The organism is Affinundibacterium seohonense (assembly GCF_014284305.1).
GTDB lineage: Bacteria > Pseudomonadota > Gammaproteobacteria > Burkholderiales > Burkholderiaceae_D > Undibacterium > Undibacterium seohonense.
Window position 1 is genome coordinate 28095 of record NZ_JACOFW010000002.1, and the last position, 20708, is coordinate 48802.

A 20708-nucleotide genomic window follows, 5' to 3' on the forward strand; every position below is an offset into this window, starting at 1 on the left:
CAGTCTCAGTCAAGTTATAGGACGTCGACTCTGTATTGCTGGCCTGATCGGTGAACGCAAAAGATGGTTTATCGGATTGGAAGCTCACCCGTAAACCATCACATTGGATTTGGCTTACTTCGATACAAAAGCTAGAGAGTATCTTAAAAGCCAATGATTGTAATGATTTTGATTGAGTCGCACTATTTTGTGTACTAACTTGTGTACTAAAAAACGAATGTGCCTATTCTGTACTGACTTGATCTGTTTATTAATCACAAGACTGGCTTACTAATTACCGCGCCGCTTAGGTGAATGTTTTGAATTGCCGTTTAACATATTCAAACAACTGATTATTTTCTGCGCGTGAAAATACTGTCGATGTCCCACCTCTTTGCCTTCCAATGTTTTGCTTCCCCCCCCACTGCACCAACTTCCAAAGAATCGCACTAATCACAATCCGTATGCAAACCCTCGCCTTCAAACCATGACTCCACCTCTTTTTGAATAGCTTGCTTCTTTGAGACCTTCACCGAAGGCTTCACAAACTCACCTGTCACTTCATCGAAGCAACTTGCCAATTGTTCGTTATCAGATTCGCGTGTGAAATCATCCTGAATCAACTGCTCATCACTTGAAATTTTAGCCTCAGAAAATCGAACCTCTACACAGGATAGAGGTTGACTTTTTGGTGTGTCATTTAATTGATGAATGTCTATAGGATTTGGTTGTTGAACCTCTATAGATATTGCTTCGAGGGTTTGCCATGTTCTGCTTGGCTTCCTTTCCTTAACTGGCTTAGTCATGATTCCCGCGAACGTGCCTTTAATTTTTGGCGTAGGCATGGCTAAACCTAGTGCTTGCATTATTGGCTCAGGGTTTTTGAAATGCGGCGCTAACAGGACGTGCAGAATGTCGCTACATAGTCCGCTATTCGCTTCCAAGACAGCAAACGCCGCATCTATCGCTTTAGTTCGTATAGCTGCACTGAAGCGCTTTAACGGGCTTTGGCGAACTAGTCCGTACTGCTTGCCTACCTGCTCATAGAAATCATCTTGCATAGCAAGGATGCGCTTCTTATTGCCCATTACCTCGCTTCCGCAAAGTCTGTCGCTTTTTATCGGAATCAGGATCGTGTGGCAGTGTGGCGCGTCCTCGTCCAAGTGAATCACGGCACTTACAATCGGGACTTGAAAGAAGCGATCTGCCCACATCACGGCATCCTTAAAATATGCATGATGTGCAATAGCGGCATCGCTAGGTAAGCTAAAAATCAATTCAATCGCACTTATGGTGTCTTTGCGCCACTTACTTACGCGCACATCCTGCATGAGTGCTTGCACTGCCATACTCACCGCGCCGGAGGATGTATTGCCTCGCAAAATGATGTTGTCCTTTGTTTTGATCGGGTCGATATGACTACCACTCGATACGCCAAACTCAGCTATGCTCTCACGTAGGTTGTGCGCCATGACACGCGGCATCACTAATTCACGCCCAGATGATCGCGTGCTTTTAGCGCTTAATCCTTTGATGCGCAAAAAGTGGGCATGAATCATTCTGCTCCCCCTAAATCCAATTCGCCTTGCGGGTTAGGTTCGGTGTTATCACGCAGTAGCACGTAACGCGCTATGCCTCGGTGCACCAAACCATCCGCACCAATGATCGTTTCCCGATTTGATGTAATAACGTAATTGGACGCTTCCATCTCTTGAATGCGCGTGGCAATCCGATAGTAACCGCAGCCTTCTGCCTCTTTAGTATTGATGCCACGATTGCCCAAATAACGCAGGACTTTAGGTAAGGTGCGGGCTTGCGATTCCCCATTCGCACTCAATAGTGCTAGACCTTTACTAGCTAGTTCTTTCCTTAGATTGCTGATATGCTTTGTATCGCATCGAAGCATATTTCCTTGCCGTTTCACGTTGCCTGCCAGCTTTGTGATTTTTACGCCTCCCTTGCCGGAGGCGTTTTGTTTTCTTGGACGCTTTGAAAATGTCATTTCACCACCTCCACTTTGTAATTTAGTGGGTCTGCAAAGAAGCGGTGCAGTTCTCGATTTGGGTAAGCCGTGCAGCGCTCAGAGAACTTGACGGGCTGCGGTGCTCTACCTGCTTTGACGAGTTGGCGGAATTTCTCACGACAGAAAGGTGAGAAGGGTGCTATCTGGTTCCAGCGGCTCAAACCGTCTGCTGGTAGTGTTTTGCTGGGGTTTGCTGCTGGGTTTGTGGTGTTGTTCATATTTGCCTATCCTTCACTTGTTACCGCTAGGTTTCACGGATTAAGGCAAAGAATAATTCGGCATTAAAGCTTATAAAACTTGCGTACTAGTAGGGTGCGCAGTCTGCTAGTAGGGTTACATTATTTTTGTTTTTTCCCATTCTCGACACCAATCGGTAATTACCTTTTCACTTGTTAATGCCTCATACGTCTTTAACATCTCCTGAGCAAAGTCTGTTTTTGTCTTGTACACCGTTTTGGGGTTCGGGTCGTTCATCCACAATTTCCAATGCATCTTCACGGCTTCTTTTGCTTTTTGTTTTCCATCTAGGTCGTTTGTTTTTTTTGTAGTGCCGCCTTTACTTCGATCGATTTCTGACATTGCGCCAATTCTAGCAAGCGGCAAAAGTTTGCTATTTACATATTCGTACCATGACGCATTTAATGCACAACACCAGCCCTCTATCGCGAGTTCATTGTGAATTTTGACCGCGTGAAGTGCACATGATCGCCATTCAAGTAGCTGTGTTAAACGCTCTGACTTTTCTATTGACTCCAAAAACGTGTCAAATTTTTCTAAGTTAAATCCATAACCCATTAGTACAAATGCTGCTATTTGCACTTCTTGATCTGAATAAGTGCAAAACCCTTTGTCATCAATGACGCGATTTATTTGTAATCCCATTAATAGTGCCTTTGTTTAAAATGGAAATCATGCCAGCAGAATGAAGCCGCAAATTAGTCTTCGCTTCTTCGGAGTAGGCACAATTAAATTGGTTATGCTGCTGTCTTACCAAAACTACCGATCACTACTTTTCTCTGTGTTTCGATCTGTGCATCTACAAAATCCGCCCATAGCTGCAAAATTTTCCTTCGTTCGTCCGCATACTCTGCACGGTTATATACGCCCTTAATGCCCTTGATGCTATGCGCTAATGCCTTTTCGATTGCGTCCGAGGATTGCCCCATCTCGTGCAAGTGGGTTGATGCTGTACGCCTAAAGTCATGAATCACAAAGTGCTGTACTCCAGTGTCCATTGCTCTAACTGCTGCATTAAGCGTAGATTTTGAAATAGGACGGTCTTCATATCCGCGCCGCATAGGGAATACATATTTTTGACTGTGTGACAGTTCCTTTAACTCTGCAAACATTGCGAGTGCTTGCCGTGAAAGGTGTATCCAATGCTCTTTGTCTTTTTTCATACGTTCGGCTGGTATGCGCCACATCCCATTTTCAAAATCAATCTCTGACCATTCAGCCTCGATCATTTCTGACTTGCGCACCATCGTAATCACTAGCAGGTGTAATGCCAGTTTTGAGGGTCGTGCCATATCGGAGGCGTAGATTTTGCGTAACATTAAGCCTAATTCATCCGGTGACAATACGCGGGTTCGGCTCTGTGGCGTAGCAATGAATCTTGCTACTAGCTGGTGTGCTGGGTTGATGGTGGCGACTTGGCGCGATATGGCATATTCAAACATACGCTTAATAATATTTCTGGTAAGCAGTGCAGCTTGTGGTGAGCCTCTGGCTTTGATCTTGTCGCAGATAACCAGAATATCCCCTGCATTCACCTCTGCTAGTTCCTTACTCCCTATCGCTGGGTAAATGTCTTTATCCAAAACTCTGCGCGTAACATTGCGGTACGACTCAGATTTATCGGCGATTAATGACTGATACCAATGCTCAGAAAATTCACGCACAGTAGTTAGTGACTTGGCAAACCCTCGGTCTTTTTGTGCGTCCGCAATCGGGGAAACACCTTTCGCTACGATCTCGGTGTATTTCACAGCCAGCTTGCGCGCCTCTTTTAATCCGACTGCTGGGTATTCGCCAATGGTGACTAGGGGCTGCTGTTTGCCGTTTAGTGAATAACGGTAGCGCCAAATTTTAGTACCTGAAGTCATTATCTCTAAGTACAAGCCTTCACCATCCGCTATAAGGTAACGCTTTTCCTTAGGCTCCAAGGCGCGGATTTTCGTGTCGTTCAGTGGGGTAGCTGCTTTAGGCATTTTAAGTACACAGGTTAGTACACAGGGTGAGCATTAATGATCTTGTGTACTAAAGTGTGTACTAAAAACTAGTGGTAGTCAATGGTCAATGATGGGCGAACTTTGCATAAGTCTAGCTATTTTCATAGGTAAAACTACTTGAAAATGGGCAAACCTAGCAAACCCTAAAACACTGTTTATTTTCCGATACAAAAACGCGAGAAAATCACACCGAGCAAATCATCCGAAGTAAATTCACCCGTAATGCTATTGAGACGATCCTGCGTTAGACGCAGCTCTTCGGCGAACAGATCGAGAGACTGATCATTTTGTGCCGCATAGGCAGCCGCTTGTTCTAGGTGTTCATGCGCATGTTTGAGGGCAATCAAATGACGTTCGCGTGCCAAGTACAAAGACTCACCAGTTTGCTGCCATCCTGCGATACGTAATAATTCATGTCGCAAGAGATCCATGCCTAGATGTTCTTGTGCTGACAAATAGACTTGGGTTAGGTCGCCGACCGTATCAACGCTGGCGTGATGACCAGAAATATCGATCTTGGTCCAAACGCAGATGACAGGAACACCTTCTGGAAAACGTTCAGCTATCTCTTCATCAGCGCGGGTCGGACCTCGACTGGCATCGAGCAAATGTAAAATAACATCGGCTTTTTGCACTTCGTTCCAAGTACGTTCGATGCCGATACGTTCAACCGCATCGATCTTATTGGCGACTTCACCAAGTTCAGGTGTATCGTGATCGTGACGTATGCCGGCGGTATCAATAATATTGAGAGGAATACCTTCAATGTGAATCGTCTCTGTGACCTTGTCGCGGGTAGTGCCGGCAATCGGCGTTACGATGGCGATGTCATCGCCAGCCAAGGCATTGAGCAAAGATGATTTACCAACATTCGGTTGCCCCGCCAGCACGACATTTAAACCTTCGCGCAGTAGTGCCCCCTGAGCGGCTTGTTCAAAAACAGCGCGCAAGGATTTTTGGATGCCGCTAAGTTGGCCGCGGGCGTCGGACTTTTCTAAGAAGTCAATTTCCTCTTCTGGAAAATCTAAAGTTGCTTCGACCAACATGCGTAGATGTACAACTTTTTCGACTAGCGCATGAATGACTTTGGAGAAAGCACCCGACATTGATTGCGATGCGGATTTCGCTGCCGCCTCGGTCGAGGCTTCGATTAAGTCAGCAACCGCTTCTGCTTGCGCCAGATCGAGCTTGTCGTTCATGAATGCACGTTGGGTGAATTCACCTGGCTCAGCCAAACGTAACCCTTGTTCTTTACCCGCTTCCAAACATCGGCTCAGTAACATCTGCATGACCACTGGACCACCATGGCCTTGTAGTTCAAGAACCTCCTCACCAGTGTAAGAATGCGGTGCTCTAAAAGCGATTGCCAGACCCTGATCGATCACAGTGCCATCGGCTTGCGTAAAATCTAGGTAGGTCGCGTGGCGCGGCTTTAGTATCACGCTGCCAAACAGCTTGCGACTAATGTCGCTCAGATCTCTTCCGGATATTCTCACCACGCCAATGCCTCCGCGGCCTGGTGCGGTGGCAATCGCTACAATGGGAGTGCTGTCGTATGTGTGTGTCATGAGGAAATTTTAACCTTGCTATAGGGAAATCTGTTGGGAATTCGTTGCTCGCTACGTTCCCAGATGTATCGTAAACACGACATGATCTGCAGCAAAAAGCAGAGCATTTGCTTACAAAAAAAGCCCATGATTCATGGGCTTTTTTGATTGATTGCTTTTAAATCTTATCGATGTTCTGGTGGAACAATTTTGTTATTGATGACCCATTGTTGACCAATAGATAAAACGTTATTGACAACCCAGTACAACACTAAACCGGATGGGAAGAACAAGAACATCACAGAGAACAGTAAAGGCATAAACAACATCATCTTAGCCTGTACCGGATCAGCGGGTGCTGGGCTGAGTTTTGTTGTGATGTACATAGAAATCGCATACAAGACTGGCAAAATGAACCAAGGATCTGGCTTGGATAAATCAGTAATCCAACCCACCCAAGGCGCACCGCGCATTTCGACTGAAGCCTGCAATACCCAGTACAGAGACAAGAAAATCGGCATTTGGATCAAGATAGGTAAGCAACCACCGAGAGGGTTAATCTTCTCCGTTTTGTAGAGCTCCATCATCGCCACATTTAATTTTTGTGGCTCGTTTTTGTATTTCTCTTTCAAAGCCGTCATTTTTGGCGTCACGACTTTCATCTTCGCCATACTGCGATAACCAGCAGCGGACAATGGGAACAAAGCCAATTTGATCGCAATTGTAAACACCACAATCGTCCAACCCCAGTTATTCAAGATGCTATGGATTAACTCCATGACCCAAAACATAGGCTTGGCAATCATCGCGAAATACCAATAATCTTTAACCAGTTCCATCCCTGGTGCGACTTTTTCCAAGATCGCCGACTCTTGCGGCCCAGAGTACAGACGCGCGTTCGATGAGGCAGTAGCACCTGGTGCAACGCTACCCAAAGCAATCACTGAGCTCACAGAATAAATATTTTCACGCACACGTTCGGTACGGATTTCGCGTTTTACTTTATCTTCTGGAATGAACGCCGACACAAAGAAATGCTGAATCATGGAAACCCAACCATTTTCAGAAACGGTTTCATGATCTGGCTTGGCATCTGCCTTGCCGTGACGTTTTTCAATATCTTCAAAACTAAGCTTTTGGAAATGCTTGGCTTCGGTATATACGGCGGGGGCATAGAATTCAGTTTGTCCTGACAACATGCCACCAGAAGTTGGCTTATTGCCATCGTGAATCAATTGCAAATACACAGAAGGCGCAATCGCAGCTGCCGTATTGTTAGCGACGGTGTGTTTTACATCGATCACATAGCTGCCTTTTTTGAAGGTCAATGTCTTGATCAACTTCACGCCGGCTTGCTCTGATTCCAGCACCAAATTCAATTCATTCGCGCCCTCTAAGGAGCGCGGACCTGGCAAGGCAACAAAACCAGATTTGTGGTTAGGGAAATTACCGCCTAACAAACCTGTCTGCGCAGCATAAGTGCGGGCTGGGACAGGAACTTCTTTTGTACCCTTGAACAAGCCAAAGAAACCAGTCTGTTCAATGCGTGTCTTGCCGCTATGACTGTCAAACAAAACCACGTTTTTCTTAGGATCATCACTATCTGGATATTTGAGTAATTCCAGACGTTTGATTTCACCACCAACAGTATCGATGTCTGCTTTGATCAAATCAGTTGTAATCGTAATTGTTTCGCTTCTGAACACCGGCGCAAAGATTGCCGCTGTGTCCGTCGCAGCAGTTGCTGCACTCGCGCTTGCCGCGGCGTTCGTTGGTGTAGTAGTTGCCGAAGCACTAGCATTCTTAGCTTGTTGTGCTGTCGTTGCAGGGAAAAACATGGATTGTTTTCCATTATGACGCATCCAGTTATCCCATAGGAGTAACAGAGACATCGAGAAAATAACCCAGAGGACGGTACGCTTTATATCCATTTTATCCACTTGTGTAGGAGTTAAAGATCGGGAAGTTAATGAGTTTGACTGATGCTTGATGTTGGGGGATTTGTTGAAATTTCATCCCCACTGTTAACATTTTTTTCACCAGATTTGGGTGGGACTAAATCGATGCCACCGGGATGCCATGGATGGCATTTGCAAAGTCGTTTGCCAGCCATCAACGAGCCTTTGGCTGCGCCATATTCACGAATCGCTTCCATTGCATACTCCGAACAGCTAGGATAAAAACGACAATTTTGACCCAACATAGGACTAATCGCCAGCTTGTATCCACGCAAGATCAGCAGCAGCAAAGGTTTCATGAGGAGGACTCGGGAATAGAGACAGCTTGTACACTGATTGCTGATTTTGCCGTCCGTTGTGAGACAAATAGACGTAGTACTTCGTCCCGCAAAGCACGCTTTAATTGCGCGTTAGTGGCAGGACCGGCTTTGCTATTGACTGGCTTAGATAAGCGCACAATGCAATCCACATTCATCAATTCAGACTGTCGAAAAATCTCACGTGTAACACGCTTGATCATATTGCGCGTAGCAGCGCGCGGTGCGAAACGTTTTGCAGCAACCACGCCAAGGCGGGCATGCGGCAACTCATTAGCGCGCGCATATAGTGCAAAATGCGCCGTTTTTTGCACAGGACGAAAACGAAAAGCGGATGAAAATTCATCCGCTTTAAGAATTCGTCGCTCCCGGGCAAAACTACCGCCGGACAACTGTTTTTGAGCTAGGTCAGGAGTTGTAATCAAATTAGTCACAATAAAAATTTCAGCCTATTGAACAAACTAAATTGACGAGGTATCAGACCAAGACGCTCGGTATTCAAGAAATTCAATTATAGGGATGCAGCGAAAGGCGCTTCCCGCAGCAATACTAAAGTATTGCGAGGACAAGCAACGAAGCGATGCGCCCTAGAATTGGATTTATTGGATGCCGATTAAGCTGCGAGGCGTTTACGGCCCTTAGCACGGCGTGCGTTCAAAACTGCGCGGCCACCACGTGTTGCCATACGAGCGCGGAAACCGTGAGTGCGCTTACGACGAACTACGGAAGGTTGATAAGTACGTTTCATGTTGATCTCACTATTTGAGCAAAAAATAAATCGGAATTACGGGTAATAGTGCATTGCGCCGTTGCTTCAATAATGTCCCGTTATGGAAGGACGCTACATAAACAATAGCAACACGCTATTCACACCATTACTGCCCCAAAACCGCTGCTCATGCTTGGTTTCATCTTGTGACTTCACTCTGATCATCAGCAAACTATCAAGATAGTACCGATGCAATAAAAGATCACATCTAACAAAACAGGGTAGGGAACCCGTAATTAGACACTATTTCGCAGATTGCTGTCAATTCATTTGGTCGCTTTTCTTCTTTTTTCTGAAGTGTTATTCAAAAGAAATTTCACATCCCCTGTGGATAACTCTACCCGCGAAGGGTAGAATAGAGGGTCTGAAGTATTGCCTCACGTAATCAAAAAAACAATGCTAATTAATGTTGTCAGCCAATGTCTTAAGTGCTGATGTATAGATTAAATAGTCAAGTGTGGTGTTTGAGCTAGCTTCAAAATAAAAATGGAATCGATATCTAAAGAGCTATAGTAGATCTTGGTTTTGATAAGAACAAAAACTTAAGTAATAAGTAAATAAACAGTAAAGCGATTCATGGAAAATTTCTGGCAAGCCTGCTCCTCACAACTTGAACAGGAACTCACGCCTCAGCAATTTAGTGCTTGGATTAAGCCTTTGACGATGGTTGACTTTGAAGAAGGTCATCTACGCATCGGCGCGCCTAATCGCTTTAAATTAGATTGGGTTAAAGCCCAATTCGCTAGTCGCATCGCCGAATTTGCCGCGCAATTTTGGGATGATACCGTCGATGTCGAGTTCATCATCGATCCACGCGCTGGCAAAAAACCGATTTCAACCACGACTGCACCAACTAATGCCGGACAAGGCAATGGTGCTGACCATGGACAACGCACCTCGCAAATCGGGCAAGCTGATGGCATTCCTAACGAACCGCCGCCAGAAACCGCGCCACGTCGTGACAACGCACGGATTAATTTCGACCTAACTTTCGATAGCTTTGTTACCGGTAAAGCTAACCAATTAGCACGCGCCGCAGCGATTCAGGTCGCAAACAATCCGGGCGTTTCTTATAACCCACTATTTTTATATGGCGGCGTTGGCCTAGGTAAAACGCATTTGATCCACGCGATTGGCAATCAAATTTTGCACGACAAACCGAATGCGAAAATTCGCTACATTCACGCCGAGCAATATGTGCGCGATGTGGTCACAGCGTATCAACGCAAAGGTTTTGACGAATTTAAACGCTACTACCATTCGCTCGATTTGTTGCTAATCGATGATATTCAATTCTTTGGCGGCAAGAGCCGTACGCAAGAAGAATTCTTCTACGCGTTTGAAGCCTTGATTGCCGCGAAGAAGCAAATCATTATTACCAGCGATACCTACCCGAAAGAAATCACGGGCATGGATGATCGCTTGATTTCTCGTTTTGATTCTGGTTTGACGGTCGCAATTGAACCACCCGAACTCGAAATGCGCGTCGCGATTTTGCTGAAGAAAGCATATACCGAAGGCGTACAGTTTTCAGATGATGTCGCCTTTTTCGTCGCCAAACATTTGCGCTCCAACGTGCGTGAATTAGAAGGCGCATTGCGTAAGATTTTGGCGTACTCACGCTTCCACGGCAAAGACATCACGATTGATGTCGTCAAAGAAGCGCTCAAAGATTTGTTGTCAGTACAGAACCGCCAAATCTCGGTGGAAAATATTCAGAAGACCGTTGCCGACTTTTTCAACATCAAAGTCGCCGACATGTATTCAAAACGTCGTCCAGCAAATATCGCTAGACCACGTCAGATTGCGATGTATTTAGCCAAAGAATTGACGCAAAAGAGTTTGCCAGAAATTGGTGAACTATTTGGCGGGCGCGATCACACCACGGTGTTGCATGCGGTACGCAAAATCACGGCAGATCGCGCTAAGAGTCCTGAGTGCAACCATGAGATTCATGTGTTGGAGCAGACTTTGAAGGGGTAAGAAGTAAAAGTATTTGCCGCAGAGATTTATTTCTCAGTCATTCCCGCGAAGGCGGGAATCCAGTGACGTAAAAACGGCGAAGATACTGTTACTGAACGAAAGACACTGGATCCCTGCCTTCGCAGGGATGACAGTAAAAAGGATACGGAATTTTTTGCGTATTCGGCGACAAATGAATTTGAATATAGCAGTAAGTAATCAGCAGTAAAGACCGGCGTAGGATTTACGTAAAATTGGCCACACCAACAATGGGCAGTTTTTCGCAAGTCCTCCCAATGCAAGAAGCAATGAGTTGCGATAGATGCAGCATCCTTTAACATTGAATTCATTAGTGAGGATATAAAAATGCAATTGGTAAAAACTCACAGGGATACCCTATTACGGCCCCTGCAAATCGTGAGTGGTATTGTCGAGCGTCGGCACACATTGCCGATTCTGGCCAATATCCTTATCCGTAAAGACGGCGAAAAAGTGTCCTTCTTATCGACGGATATCGAAGTGCAGATCACCACGCACGCAGAAATCGGCTCAGGTGGCGAAGTCACCGCAACCACAGTTGCAGCACGTAAGTTGCTCGACATCTTGCGCGCGCTACCAGATGACAACGACGTCACGCTGAAACTCGACAACAAAAAGATGACCGTGCAATCCGGTAAGTCACGCTTCTCTTTGCAGACTTTAGCAGCGGAAGAATTCCCAACCGTCGCCCAAGCTGAGCATTTCAATGCCAGCGTCAGCCTGCCGCAAAAAGCTTTGAAGCATTTGTTCAACATGGTGCATTTCTCCATGGCGCAGCAAGATATTCGTTACTACCTGAACGGCTTATTGTTAGTCGTCGATGGTAAAAACGTGATTGCGGTTGCGACGGATGGTCACCGTTTGGCGTATGCGCAAGTGGAAGTCGAACAAGAATTCGCACGTCAAGAAGTCATCATTCCACGCAAAACGATTTTGGAATTACAACGTCTGTTGGAAGACAAAGACGAACCAGTCCAAATCGACATCGCTAACAACCAAGTCAAATTGACGTTTGCGGATATCGAATTGATTTCCAAATTGGTCGAAGGCAAGTTCCCTGACTTCAACCGCGTGATTCCAAAAGGTTACAAAAACAATTTCACCTTAAGCCGTGAAAAACTCCTGCGCTCTTTGCAACGCGTCGCGATTATGACTTCGGACAAATTCAAAGGCGTACGTTGCGTGATCGAACCAGGTTTGATGCGCGTCTTGTCCACCAATGCGGATCAAGAAGAAGCCGTTGAAGAAATCGAAATCGATTACGGTGGAGACAGCGTCGACATCGGCTTTAACGTCACGTATCTGTTAGATGTATTGAACAACCTCAAAGTCGATCAGATTAATGTCGCCTTGGGGGATTCCAATTCATCGGCCTTGATCACGATTCCTGAGAATGGTGATTTCAAATATGTTGTGATGCCGATGCGGATTTGATGTCCTACTCCCTTCTCCCGCAAGCGGCGGGGTTGAAGATAAGGGGTCGGGGATGAGGGGCGTTCAGCGCACGATAAAAGTCTTCGTAGTCAAAACTCTGACTTTGCTAAATTTTCAGCTTGATTCGTGATTTAACCACCCTCACCCCAACCCTCTCCCGCTTGCGGGAGAGGGAGTATCAGAACTAATTTGAACTTGTAACAAAGCACGAATGAAGCACTGCTTAAGCGTAGCGAGCGGCCTAAGTTTGAATTGAGAAGCGGAGCTGTAGTCAAGTACAGTGAGCATCGGAAATTCAAAATTTGGTCGCGCAGTAACTTAAGCAGTGTTTCAAAAAAATCGCAGCCAAAAACTGCTCGTTAATTTCAGAAGGTAGCCATGTCCGAGAATACCCAAGACAACACAGCAACGCCAGCACCCGTACCAGCAAATGCACCAGCAACTGAGTCCGCCACATCCGCTGGCTATGGCGCATCGTCCATTCAAATTCTTGAAGGTCTCGAAGCCGTACGTAAGCGTCCCGGCATGTACATCGGTGACACCTCTGATGGCACTGGTTTGCACCATTTGGTATTCGAAGTTTTGGATAACTCCATCGACGAATCCTTAGCTGGCCACTGTACAGAAATTAACGTCACCATTCACACCGATAATTCAATTTCGATTACCGATAATGGTCGCGGTATTCCGACTGGCATTAAGTGGGATGACAAACACGAACCTAAGCGTAGCGCGGCTGAGATCGTCATGACCGAATTGCACGCAGGTGGTAAGTTCGATCAAAACTCCTACAAAGTGTCCGGCGGTTTGCACGGTGTGGGTGTGTCTTGCGTGAATGGCCTCTCCAAATTATTGAAGCTCACCATTCGTCGCGATGGCAAAAAATACGCGATGGAATTTGTCCGTGGCGTACCGCAAAATCGTGAAATCGAAACCATCGATGGCGTCGTTTGCTCACCGATCAAAGTTTTAGGCGACACAGACAAGCGCGGTACCGAAGTCCACTTCTGGGCCGATGAAGAAATCTTTACGCACGTTGAATTCCACTACGAGATCTTAGCAAAACGTATCCGCGAACTCTCCTTCCTGAACAACGGCGTACGCATTAAGCTGAACGATCACCGCACAGGCAAAGAAGAATTGTTCGCTTTCGAAGGTGGTACTCGCGGTTTCGTGGAATACATCAACAAAAACAAATCTGTCTTGCATCCAACGATTTTCCAGGCGACCGGCGAAAAGATGTCAGACCAAGGCACCAACATCACGGTTGACGTTTCCATGCAATGGAACGACGCCTACAACGAACAAGTGCTGTGCTTCACCAATAATATTCCGCAACGCGACGGTGGTACTCACCTCACTGGTTTGCGCGCAGCGATGACACGCGTCATCAACAAATACATCGACGAACACGAATACGCGAAAAAAGCCAAAGTCGAAGTCACTGGCGACGATATGCGCGAAGGTTTGACTTGCGTATTGTCCGTCAAAGTACCAGAACCAAAATTCAGCTCACAAACCAAAGACAAACTCGTCTCCAGCGAAGTGCGCGGCCCTGTCGAAGAAATCGTCACCAAGACTTTGACTGACTATTTAGCAGAACGTCCGAACGACGCCAAAATCATTTGCGGCAAAATCGTCGAAGCCTCACGTGCTCGTGAAGCCGCTCGCAAAGCACGCGAACTCACGCGTCGTAAAGGCGTAATGGACGGTTTGGGCTTGTCTTCTAAACTGGCTGACTGCCAAGAAAAAGACCCAGCGCTATGCGAACTCTACATCGTCGAGGGTGATTCTGCGGGTGGATCTGCGAAGCAAGGCCGTGATCGTAAATTCCAAGCGATCTTGCCACTGCGCGGTAAAGTTTTGAACGTAGAAAAAGCACGCTTTGAAAAAATGCTGTCCTCCGAGCAGATCACGACACTGATCGCGACACTCGGTACCAGCATCGGCCCTGACGAATTCAACGCCGACAAATTGCGCTACCACCGCATCATCATCATGACCGATGCGGACGTCGACGGTGCCCACATTCGTACGCTGTTATTGACCCTGTTCTATCGCCAAATGCCACAATTGGTAGAACGCGGCCACATTTACATCGCGCAACCACCTTTGTACAAAGTCAAAGCCGGTCGCGACGAACGCTATTTGAAAGACGATGCCGAAGAAGCGATCTACATGACCACAGTTGCATTGAACGGCGCAGCGCTTACACCAAGCACTGGCGCAGAGCCTATCGTCGGCGAAGCACTGGGCGAATTAGTCCGCCAGTTCAACCTGGCCAACGCCATCATGACACGCTTAACCCGCGTCATCGACCGCGCTGCTTTGACCGCGATCATGACCGGTGTCGCACTGAAAATGGACACGCCAGAAAACGCCGAATTGTCCGCACAAGAGTTGACCAAAACCATGAACGACCCAGCCGTCAAAGCCGTCGTTCGCAGTGACGAACTCTCAGGCATGCTCAGCCTGCGCATAGAACGCATGTACCACGGCAACGTCAAAGTCAGCAGCATCGATGCCGACTTCGTCGAAAGCAGCGATTACAAAGTATTAGAAAACGCAGCACAAACCTTCAAAGGCTTATTAGGCGAAGGCGCATTCATCCGCCGTGGCGAAGGCGAACGCATGAAAGAAATCGCAGTACAAGACTTCCACCACGCCATGCTCTGGTTACGCGAAGAAGCCGAACGCGGCGTCTCCAAACAGCGCTACAAAGGATTGGGCGAGATGAACCCAGACCAATTGTGGGAAACCACGATGGACCCGAAAGTACGCCGTTTGCTCAAAGTACAGATCGAAGACGCGATTGCTGCGGATCAGATCTTTACGACCTTGATGGGCGACGATGTAGAACCGCGTCGTGCGTTTATTGAGTCTAATGCTTTGCGGGCTGGGAATATTGACGTTTGATGTAGTTCAGTATCAAAGAAGCCCAGCAAAATTGCCGGGCTTTTTTATTGCGTATAAGTTTAAAGAGTACCGGCGGAGCGACTATGGCAATTCAACTCGATCTCAGTTCACTAGAAAATGCATTGAAGCGCCTTGATGAGGCCTTACAAGCCAATGCTACCGAACCGCAAAACTCGCTTTATCGTGACGCATGCATTCAACGATTTGAATTCTGTTACGAGTTATCGCACAAGATGCTCAAGCGCTATTTAGAATTAGCCTCACCCAATCCAGCAGAAATAGATGAACTTGCCTTCCCTGATTTAATTAGAACTGGAAGCGAACAAGGGCTATTGCGTAACGGCTGGGATATATGGAAAAACTACCGTCAAGCGCGCAGTATCACTAGCCACACTTACGACGAATCCAAAGCCATCGCCGTCATGCAAATCATCCCTGATTTTTTGCTAGAAGGCCAAGCGCTACACAAAGAACTCAGCCAGCGCACAAAAGGGTAGCGCTAAGCATGAAACCCTTACCCGACATCGCGATCACACTAGAGCAATGGGAAATCGTCGCAGCGATCTTACAGAAACATATCCCGAATAAAGCCATTTGGATCTTTGGCTCACGCGCTAAACATCAAGCCAAACCCTTTTCCGATTTGGACATTGCGATTATTGGTGAGACGCCTTTATCAATTAATTTACTCGCAGCGATGACAGAAGACTTCACCGAATCGGCATTGCCGTTTAAGGTTGATTTGGTCGATTGGGCGTCTGTCAGTGCTGCGTTTCGGGGGATTATCGAAAGCCATAAAGTGGTTATGGAATTTTGATAAATATTAAGTAAATAAAAGGGGTACGCTGCAATTAACCACTTAGTGATACCGCCCCTATTGATCGCAATTTCAGTTGATCAGATCATTACGACATTGATGGGCGACGATGTGGAACCACGTCGGGCGTTTATTGAGTCTAATGCTTTGCGGGCTGGAAATATTGACGTTTGATCGTCAACGCGATCCGGAGAAGCCCAACCTTGTGTTGGGTTTTTTTCGCTCTGAAAAACATAGTTAATAGGAACTAATTCGCGAAACACTGATTACACATACAGCGCTATTGTGGTTTAATGTGAAATTCTAGCGTGTCCATTTAGTTGGAGAGTAGTAAATTTTTCAATTGTTAATAGTCGTCTGAAGCGATCTTGATTCAGGCTAACCGTAAATTTTCATTTACCTATTAGGTAAAAATAAGTATTATGCACTGCGGAGAACATATCTTTGGAAATTCTCTTCAAGAACAAAAAATTACGTGACATTTGCGAAAAGCAAGCACACGCAAAAAAGCTTTTGGGCGATATCGGTGCAAGAAAGCTATTTTCTCGACTGTCTGATTTAGCGGCTGTTAACCGAGTGACAGATCTCATCGCTGGAAACCCTCATCCGTTGAAGGGCGATAGGTTAGGTCAATTTGCATTAGATCTTGCTGGCGGATGGCGCTTGGTGTTTGAGTCTGCAAATGATCCTATTCCACGTAATCTGGACGCATCAATTGATTGGTCCCGTGTGACCATCGTAAGTATTGAATTTATTGGTGATTATCATGACTAATCTCACTTTACAAAAAGCAAGCGATACCCAATCGTTCGCACCCGACTGGGTATCGCCACCTGGCGATACCATTTTGGATCTTTTGGAAGAACGTGATTGGACGCAAAACCAATTAGCAGATCGACTAGGCTATTCCACCAAGCACGTCAGCCAACTTATTAACGGTAAAGTTCCACTCAGCGAAGATGCTGCCATACGTTTACAAAATGTATTTGGTGCCTCCGCTGGTTTTTGGCTCACGCGCGAGGCGCAATACCGTCAACGTATCGCCTCGATTGAGGCCGCAGAGCAAAATGCGAATATGGTGTCTTGGCTCGATCAGTTTCCAATTAAAGCCTTGATGGATGCAGGCGTGTTAGACAAATGCAGAGTCGATGCCAAATCTAAACCGCAACTGGTTGGCAAGCTACTGGCATTTTTTGGAGTGGCGACACCGAATCAATGGCAAAGCCATTACTGCGACATGCAATTAGCGTTTCGTCGTAGTCGTGAAGAGCAGTCGAATATTGGTGCGATTTCAGCGTGGTTAAGGCTAGGTGAGCAAGCTGCAGAAAAACTCTTGTTAGATAAGTCGGCAAATCCCAAATACGATGAAGCACGCCTTCGCGCAAATCTGCCACACATTCGCGCGTTGACGACCTTAACACCAACAGAGTTTCTTCCGCAATTAAAGCAGCTTCTACAAGAAGCAGGAGTCGCACTCGTTCTTGTACCTGCGATTACCGGCACCCATGTCTCAGGCGTTGCGCGTTGGCTCAACCCACATCGCCCATTAATTCAGCTGTCGTTATACGGTAAGAGCAATGATAAATTCTGGTTCACGCTTTGCCACGAAATCGCACACATTCTGTTGCACAGTAAGGAAAAGAAATCCGTGTTTCTTGATGACACAGGACAGGCTGGTTCAAATAGCAAACAAGAGCAAGAAGCCAATGCTTGGGCACGGGATTTTTTGATCTAATAGACGACGCTACGCAGCTATGACTAACTTAACTGGTCGGCATCAACTATTGTTTAGTCGATACGAACCTTTTGATTGAATCTATTTCGAACTTGCAGACAAATTTTGAGAGCCACAACACAACAAATACGTAGCGCTCTCATCTGCACGGTATTGGGAAGCATCGAAGTAAATAGTCGGTGCCGCACATATCTTTAAGCTGATTCCCCTTCAAATCGAAATACATTCTCAATTAAAAACCGCTTCGCTTCACTAATCACATCCGCACGCAACGGAATACCAAGGATTTTTAGCCTAATTTCGGTTTGATTGATCCGATTCAAATACACAGTCTCGGTCACTTCTAATTGGTTTGATGGATAACAGAGAATCGCTTGTTTCTCCGAGCAAGTATCAAACGATGCATAGCCCAAGACTTGGTGGAGATCGTGGCGATAATCTGTTTTCAATTGTTCGCTGCCACTGGTTCTATTCAATAAGTGTGATTTGTATTTGGCGTCTATATACAGCAAGCTGTCGTTTTTCTTAAAGATGCCGTCTGGCTCCAGATGGTGTAACTCCCAAGTGTAATGTCGTTGAGAGTCGCGATTGATTCTGAAATTAGCAAAAAAACTTCCCCCGATTTGCTTTGCCACCGCAATGAATAGGTGTTGCACAAATTTTTCAAAAACATCAGAAAAATCCGCCCGCCAAGCCGTTCCTATATTTGCTTGATAACTTAAAACGCGATTCGCTTGTTGTTTGCAGCCATTAACGATGGGCAAATCAGATGGCCTTTCGATCAAACGATCTGTTTTTATTGGGCGATGAAAGTATAATTTTTCTTCCAGTACTTCAAGTTTTCTCTTGATGCGTAACTTCAGGCTTACTGGTGTGCGTGGTGAATTGATTTCATTTTTACAGAGGCCAAATACATAAGCGAGTTGCGCATATTCTGCGTGAAACACTGTCATTACGTTGGTGGTAACTGGATACCGCTGTTGATTCTCCACCTTGAATTGATTGGCGATGTATTTATTCCAGTTTACTTGTCCAACCGGTGCTTGCGCGATCTTTTCAATTCGCGAAAATTTTTGCCAATGCGTTTTTGAGAGTTCGGTAAGATAATCGACAAATTTGACCGCTTCTAAATATAGCGGTGGTCGAAAGTGGTAGCCAGATTTAAGTGGCAGGCTTTCTATAAATTGCGCTTCTATCTGATTGTCTAGTAAATTGAGAATCTCAACATAATCGGCGTAGCGATCACGTGCGATAAATCTCGGCACCACAACGAAGTCGCCAATTTGTTTGCCCGTATCTGGTGCGCGTAGCGGAACAGTCCCGACAAATTCGGAGGTTCTAAAACAAATCGATACATCTTGGTCGATGCCGACGATAGATGGCGTTATGCCGAGGAATTCGAAGGATTTGGCGTTGTAATTGACGAATTTTTGCAGCGCTTGAGCGAGATAAAATTTATCAACCTTTTTAAAGATTTTTTTCTGTAATTCCAATCCACTAAACAATTTTGATTGCTCAGTTAAGCATGGAAGTTCACAGAAAATGTCGTTAAACTTTTTCATTCAAATAATGCCTGACCTATTTCGCCAACGAAGTAACTGTTCAGTTCTTCCTTGGCATTACTGAGTAAACCTTCTTGCAGATATTCACGCATGAGTGGGAATAACTCATAACGAATTCGATTCTTCATCTCATCTTCATTTTGTGCGAGAAAATAGCCTTGCCCTGGCTGCAATGCGAGTTCAGTTGAGCTAGCATACCAATTGAATATTTCTTCAAACTTAGAAAAATGTTTTCCGTGGAATTCACTAGAATTTATCGCTTGCGGTTTGAGGTCATACCAAGCAAATCGTCTACGCAATGCGAAATCGACCACCGCCAAACTTCGATCGGCCGTGTTCATCGTAGCTATCACGTAAAGATTGCTTGGCATCTTAGAAATCGCGAGTTCCGGTGTAAGCACGATCTCGACGTTGGCAAAATCTTGCTTGTATTCGAATAAGTAAAACAATGGTCCTAAAACGTTCGATAAATTGGCGCGATTAATCTCGTCGATGATGAGTATGGTCTTCTCATTTGGATTCATTTGTGCGTGCTTAATTGCTTTCAGTAACACGCCTTCTTCACCAGAATAGGTCAAAGACGCTGCTTCCAAATTTGGACGTATGCCATAAATAAAATCAGAGTAAGACGTTTCTGCATGAAATTGTGTGAAGAAGGTTTTAGCTGTCCATTCCTCCGCAATACTTTTTGCGAGCCGTGTTTTGCCGGTACCCGGCGCGCCTTGCAGTACGACGTATTTTCGTTCCATGAGAAGGCGAGACACTCCTGCCTTATCGTCACTAGCCTTGTCGCTCGTGACTTCTTTGATCGCTTTGGTTATTGCTTTGCGCTGGGACTCATTCGTCGGCCAATTTCGTAATCTTGCATAACCAGCCAAGATAGCAGAAATTCGTCTTTTACCATGTTCAGAATTTGGGTCTTTGACGATTTGTGCGACCGGCAAAACATTGCGATATTTGTCTAAAGTTTTTTTGATATGCGTGAGTTCTTCCTGATCCAAGAAACTCCTCGGCAAGGACGATTCAATATCCGAAAAATCTGATTTGCAGATCCCATCTGCATCGATCAATTTTGAAAAAAAACGACGCGGCCCGGGATAAGTTGCTAGCTCATAATCATTTTTAAAACCACTTGAACCTACACCTAGACAAATTAGCCAAGCTTTGTTTTGATCATTAGGGAAAATTGTGAATGAAAAATCATGAAAAGGTCCTGAATTTTCCTCAGACGGATGAATGAACCCAAAATAGGCACCATTGTCGTTTAATGCATCAGCCTTGGTGTTATTTCGCTCGATGTAAAATCCCTTAGCGCCGAATTTTTCCGCTTCTTCTTTGACAAATGTTCTGATCGTTTCAATCATGCGGCTAATCTCCTAATTCTCATTGGATGTTGCTTGTTCTGATGTGTTCTCGCGG

At 45.8% G+C, this 20708-nt stretch carries 19 protein-coding genes; 7 read left to right on the plus strand and 12 right to left on the minus strand.

All coding sequences use genetic code 11. The annotated features are described in order from the left end of the window. Positions 1–428 precede the first annotated feature (428 nt). The 10 genes from H8K52_RS02205 to rpmH form a co-directional block, all read right to left on the minus strand. Positions 429–1538, minus strand: a complete 1110-nt coding sequence (locus H8K52_RS02205) for a plasmid recombination protein (RefSeq protein WP_186921009.1) — start codon at positions 1536–1538, stop codon at positions 429–431. Beyond that, the gene (locus H8K52_RS02210; RefSeq protein ID WP_186921011.1) at positions 1535–1981 is read right to left on the minus strand and encodes a helix-turn-helix domain-containing protein; all 447 of its coding nucleotides are present in this window, start codon (positions 1979–1981) and stop codon (positions 1535–1537) included. The genes H8K52_RS02205 and H8K52_RS02210 overlap by 4 nt, the downstream gene beginning before the upstream one ends. Next, positions 1978–2220 carry a helix-turn-helix transcriptional regulator gene (locus tag H8K52_RS02215; protein WP_186921013.1) on the minus strand — a complete coding sequence of 81 codons (243 nt, stop codon included), beginning with the start codon at positions 2218–2220 and terminating at the stop codon, positions 1978–1980. Before H8K52_RS02215 ends, H8K52_RS02210 begins: the two co-directional genes overlap by 4 nt. A 115-nt stretch (positions 2221–2335) precedes the next feature. Then, a complete protein-coding gene (locus tag H8K52_RS02220; protein WP_186921015.1) occupies positions 2336–2884 on the minus strand; it encodes a hypothetical protein in 549 nt (182 codons plus the stop codon). A gap of 92 nt (positions 2885–2976) precedes the next feature. Further along, positions 2977–4212 carry a tyrosine-type recombinase/integrase gene (locus tag H8K52_RS02225; RefSeq protein WP_186921017.1) on the minus strand — a complete coding sequence of 412 codons (1236 nt, stop codon included), beginning with the start codon at positions 4210–4212 and terminating at the stop codon, positions 2977–2979. Positions 4213–4388: 176 nt separating this feature from the next. After that, a complete protein-coding gene (mnmE, locus tag H8K52_RS02230) occupies positions 4389–5801 on the minus strand; it encodes a tRNA uridine-5-carboxymethylaminomethyl(34) synthesis GTPase MnmE (RefSeq protein WP_186921019.1) in 1413 nt (470 codons plus the stop codon). A gap of 164 nt (positions 5802–5965) precedes the next feature. Continuing rightward, the gene (gene yidC, locus H8K52_RS02235; protein ID WP_186921021.1) at positions 5966–7711 is read right to left on the minus strand and encodes a membrane protein insertase YidC; all 1746 of its coding nucleotides are present in this window, start codon (positions 7709–7711) and stop codon (positions 5966–5968) included. 35 nt (positions 7712–7746) lie between these two features. Further along, the gene (gene yidD / locus H8K52_RS02240; RefSeq protein WP_186921023.1) at positions 7747–8037 is read right to left on the minus strand and encodes a membrane protein insertion efficiency factor YidD; all 291 of its coding nucleotides are present in this window, start codon (positions 8035–8037) and stop codon (positions 7747–7749) included. Further along, positions 8034–8489: a ribonuclease P protein component gene (locus H8K52_RS02245; RefSeq protein ID WP_343044123.1), complete on the minus strand. Its 456-nt coding sequence runs from the start codon at positions 8487–8489 to the stop codon at positions 8034–8036. The genes yidD and H8K52_RS02245 overlap by 4 nt, the downstream gene beginning before the upstream one ends. Positions 8490–8668: 179 nt before the next feature. Beyond that, positions 8669–8803, minus strand: coding sequence for a 50S ribosomal protein L34 (gene rpmH / locus H8K52_RS02250; RefSeq protein ID WP_061535510.1), 135 nt, complete (start codon positions 8801–8803; stop codon positions 8669–8671). Between the two features lie 597 nt (positions 8804–9400). Here rpmH and dnaA point away from each other — a divergent pair. The 7 genes from dnaA to H8K52_RS02285 all read left to right on the plus strand — a co-directional run bounded on the left by dnaA (position 9401) and on the right by H8K52_RS02285 (position 17727). After that, positions 9401–10807, plus strand: coding sequence for a chromosomal replication initiator protein DnaA (gene dnaA, locus H8K52_RS02255; protein ID WP_186921025.1), 1407 nt, complete (start codon positions 9401–9403; stop codon positions 10805–10807). A 345-nt stretch (positions 10808–11152) separates the two neighbouring features. After that, the gene (gene dnaN, locus H8K52_RS02260) at positions 11153–12259 is read left to right on the plus strand and encodes a DNA polymerase III subunit beta (protein ID WP_186921027.1); all 1107 of its coding nucleotides are present in this window, start codon (positions 11153–11155) and stop codon (positions 12257–12259) included. A 378-nt stretch (positions 12260–12637) separates the two neighbouring features. Continuing rightward, the gene (gene gyrB / locus H8K52_RS02265; protein ID WP_186921029.1) at positions 12638–15175 is read left to right on the plus strand and encodes a DNA topoisomerase (ATP-hydrolyzing) subunit B; all 2538 of its coding nucleotides are present in this window, start codon (positions 12638–12640) and stop codon (positions 15173–15175) included. Between the two features lie 83 nt (positions 15176–15258). Then, positions 15259–15672: a nucleotidyltransferase substrate binding protein gene (locus tag H8K52_RS02270; protein ID WP_186921031.1), complete on the plus strand. Its 414-nt coding sequence runs from the start codon at positions 15259–15261 to the stop codon at positions 15670–15672. A gap of 8 nt (positions 15673–15680) precedes the next feature. Further along, a complete protein-coding gene (locus H8K52_RS02275) occupies positions 15681–15992 on the plus strand; it encodes a nucleotidyltransferase family protein (RefSeq protein WP_186921033.1) in 312 nt (103 codons plus the stop codon). A 444-nt stretch (positions 15993–16436) separates the two neighbouring features. Further along, entirely contained in the window at positions 16437–16766 is a 330-nt protein-coding gene (locus H8K52_RS02280; RefSeq protein ID WP_186921035.1) for a type II toxin-antitoxin system RelE/ParE family toxin, read from the plus strand. Next, on the plus strand, positions 16759–17727 hold the full coding sequence (locus H8K52_RS02285) for an ImmA/IrrE family metallo-endopeptidase (RefSeq protein ID WP_186921037.1): 969 nt from the start codon (positions 16759–16761) through the stop codon (positions 17725–17727). The genes H8K52_RS02280 and H8K52_RS02285 overlap by 8 nt, the downstream gene beginning before the upstream one ends. Before the next feature lie 194 nt (positions 17728–17921). Here the strand turns inward: H8K52_RS02285 and H8K52_RS02290 are convergent, their stop codons facing one another. Together H8K52_RS02290 and H8K52_RS02295 are read right to left on the minus strand one after the other, a co-directional pair. Beyond that, positions 17922–19289 carry a hypothetical protein gene (locus H8K52_RS02290; RefSeq protein ID WP_186921039.1) on the minus strand — a complete coding sequence of 456 codons (1368 nt, stop codon included), beginning with the start codon at positions 19287–19289 and terminating at the stop codon, positions 17922–17924. Further along, positions 19286–20653 (minus strand): McrB family protein, encoded by a 1368-nt coding sequence (locus tag H8K52_RS02295; RefSeq protein ID WP_186921041.1) that lies wholly within the window; start codon positions 20651–20653, stop codon positions 19286–19288. The genes H8K52_RS02290 and H8K52_RS02295 overlap by 4 nt, the downstream gene beginning before the upstream one ends. Positions 20654–20708 lie beyond the last annotated feature (55 nt).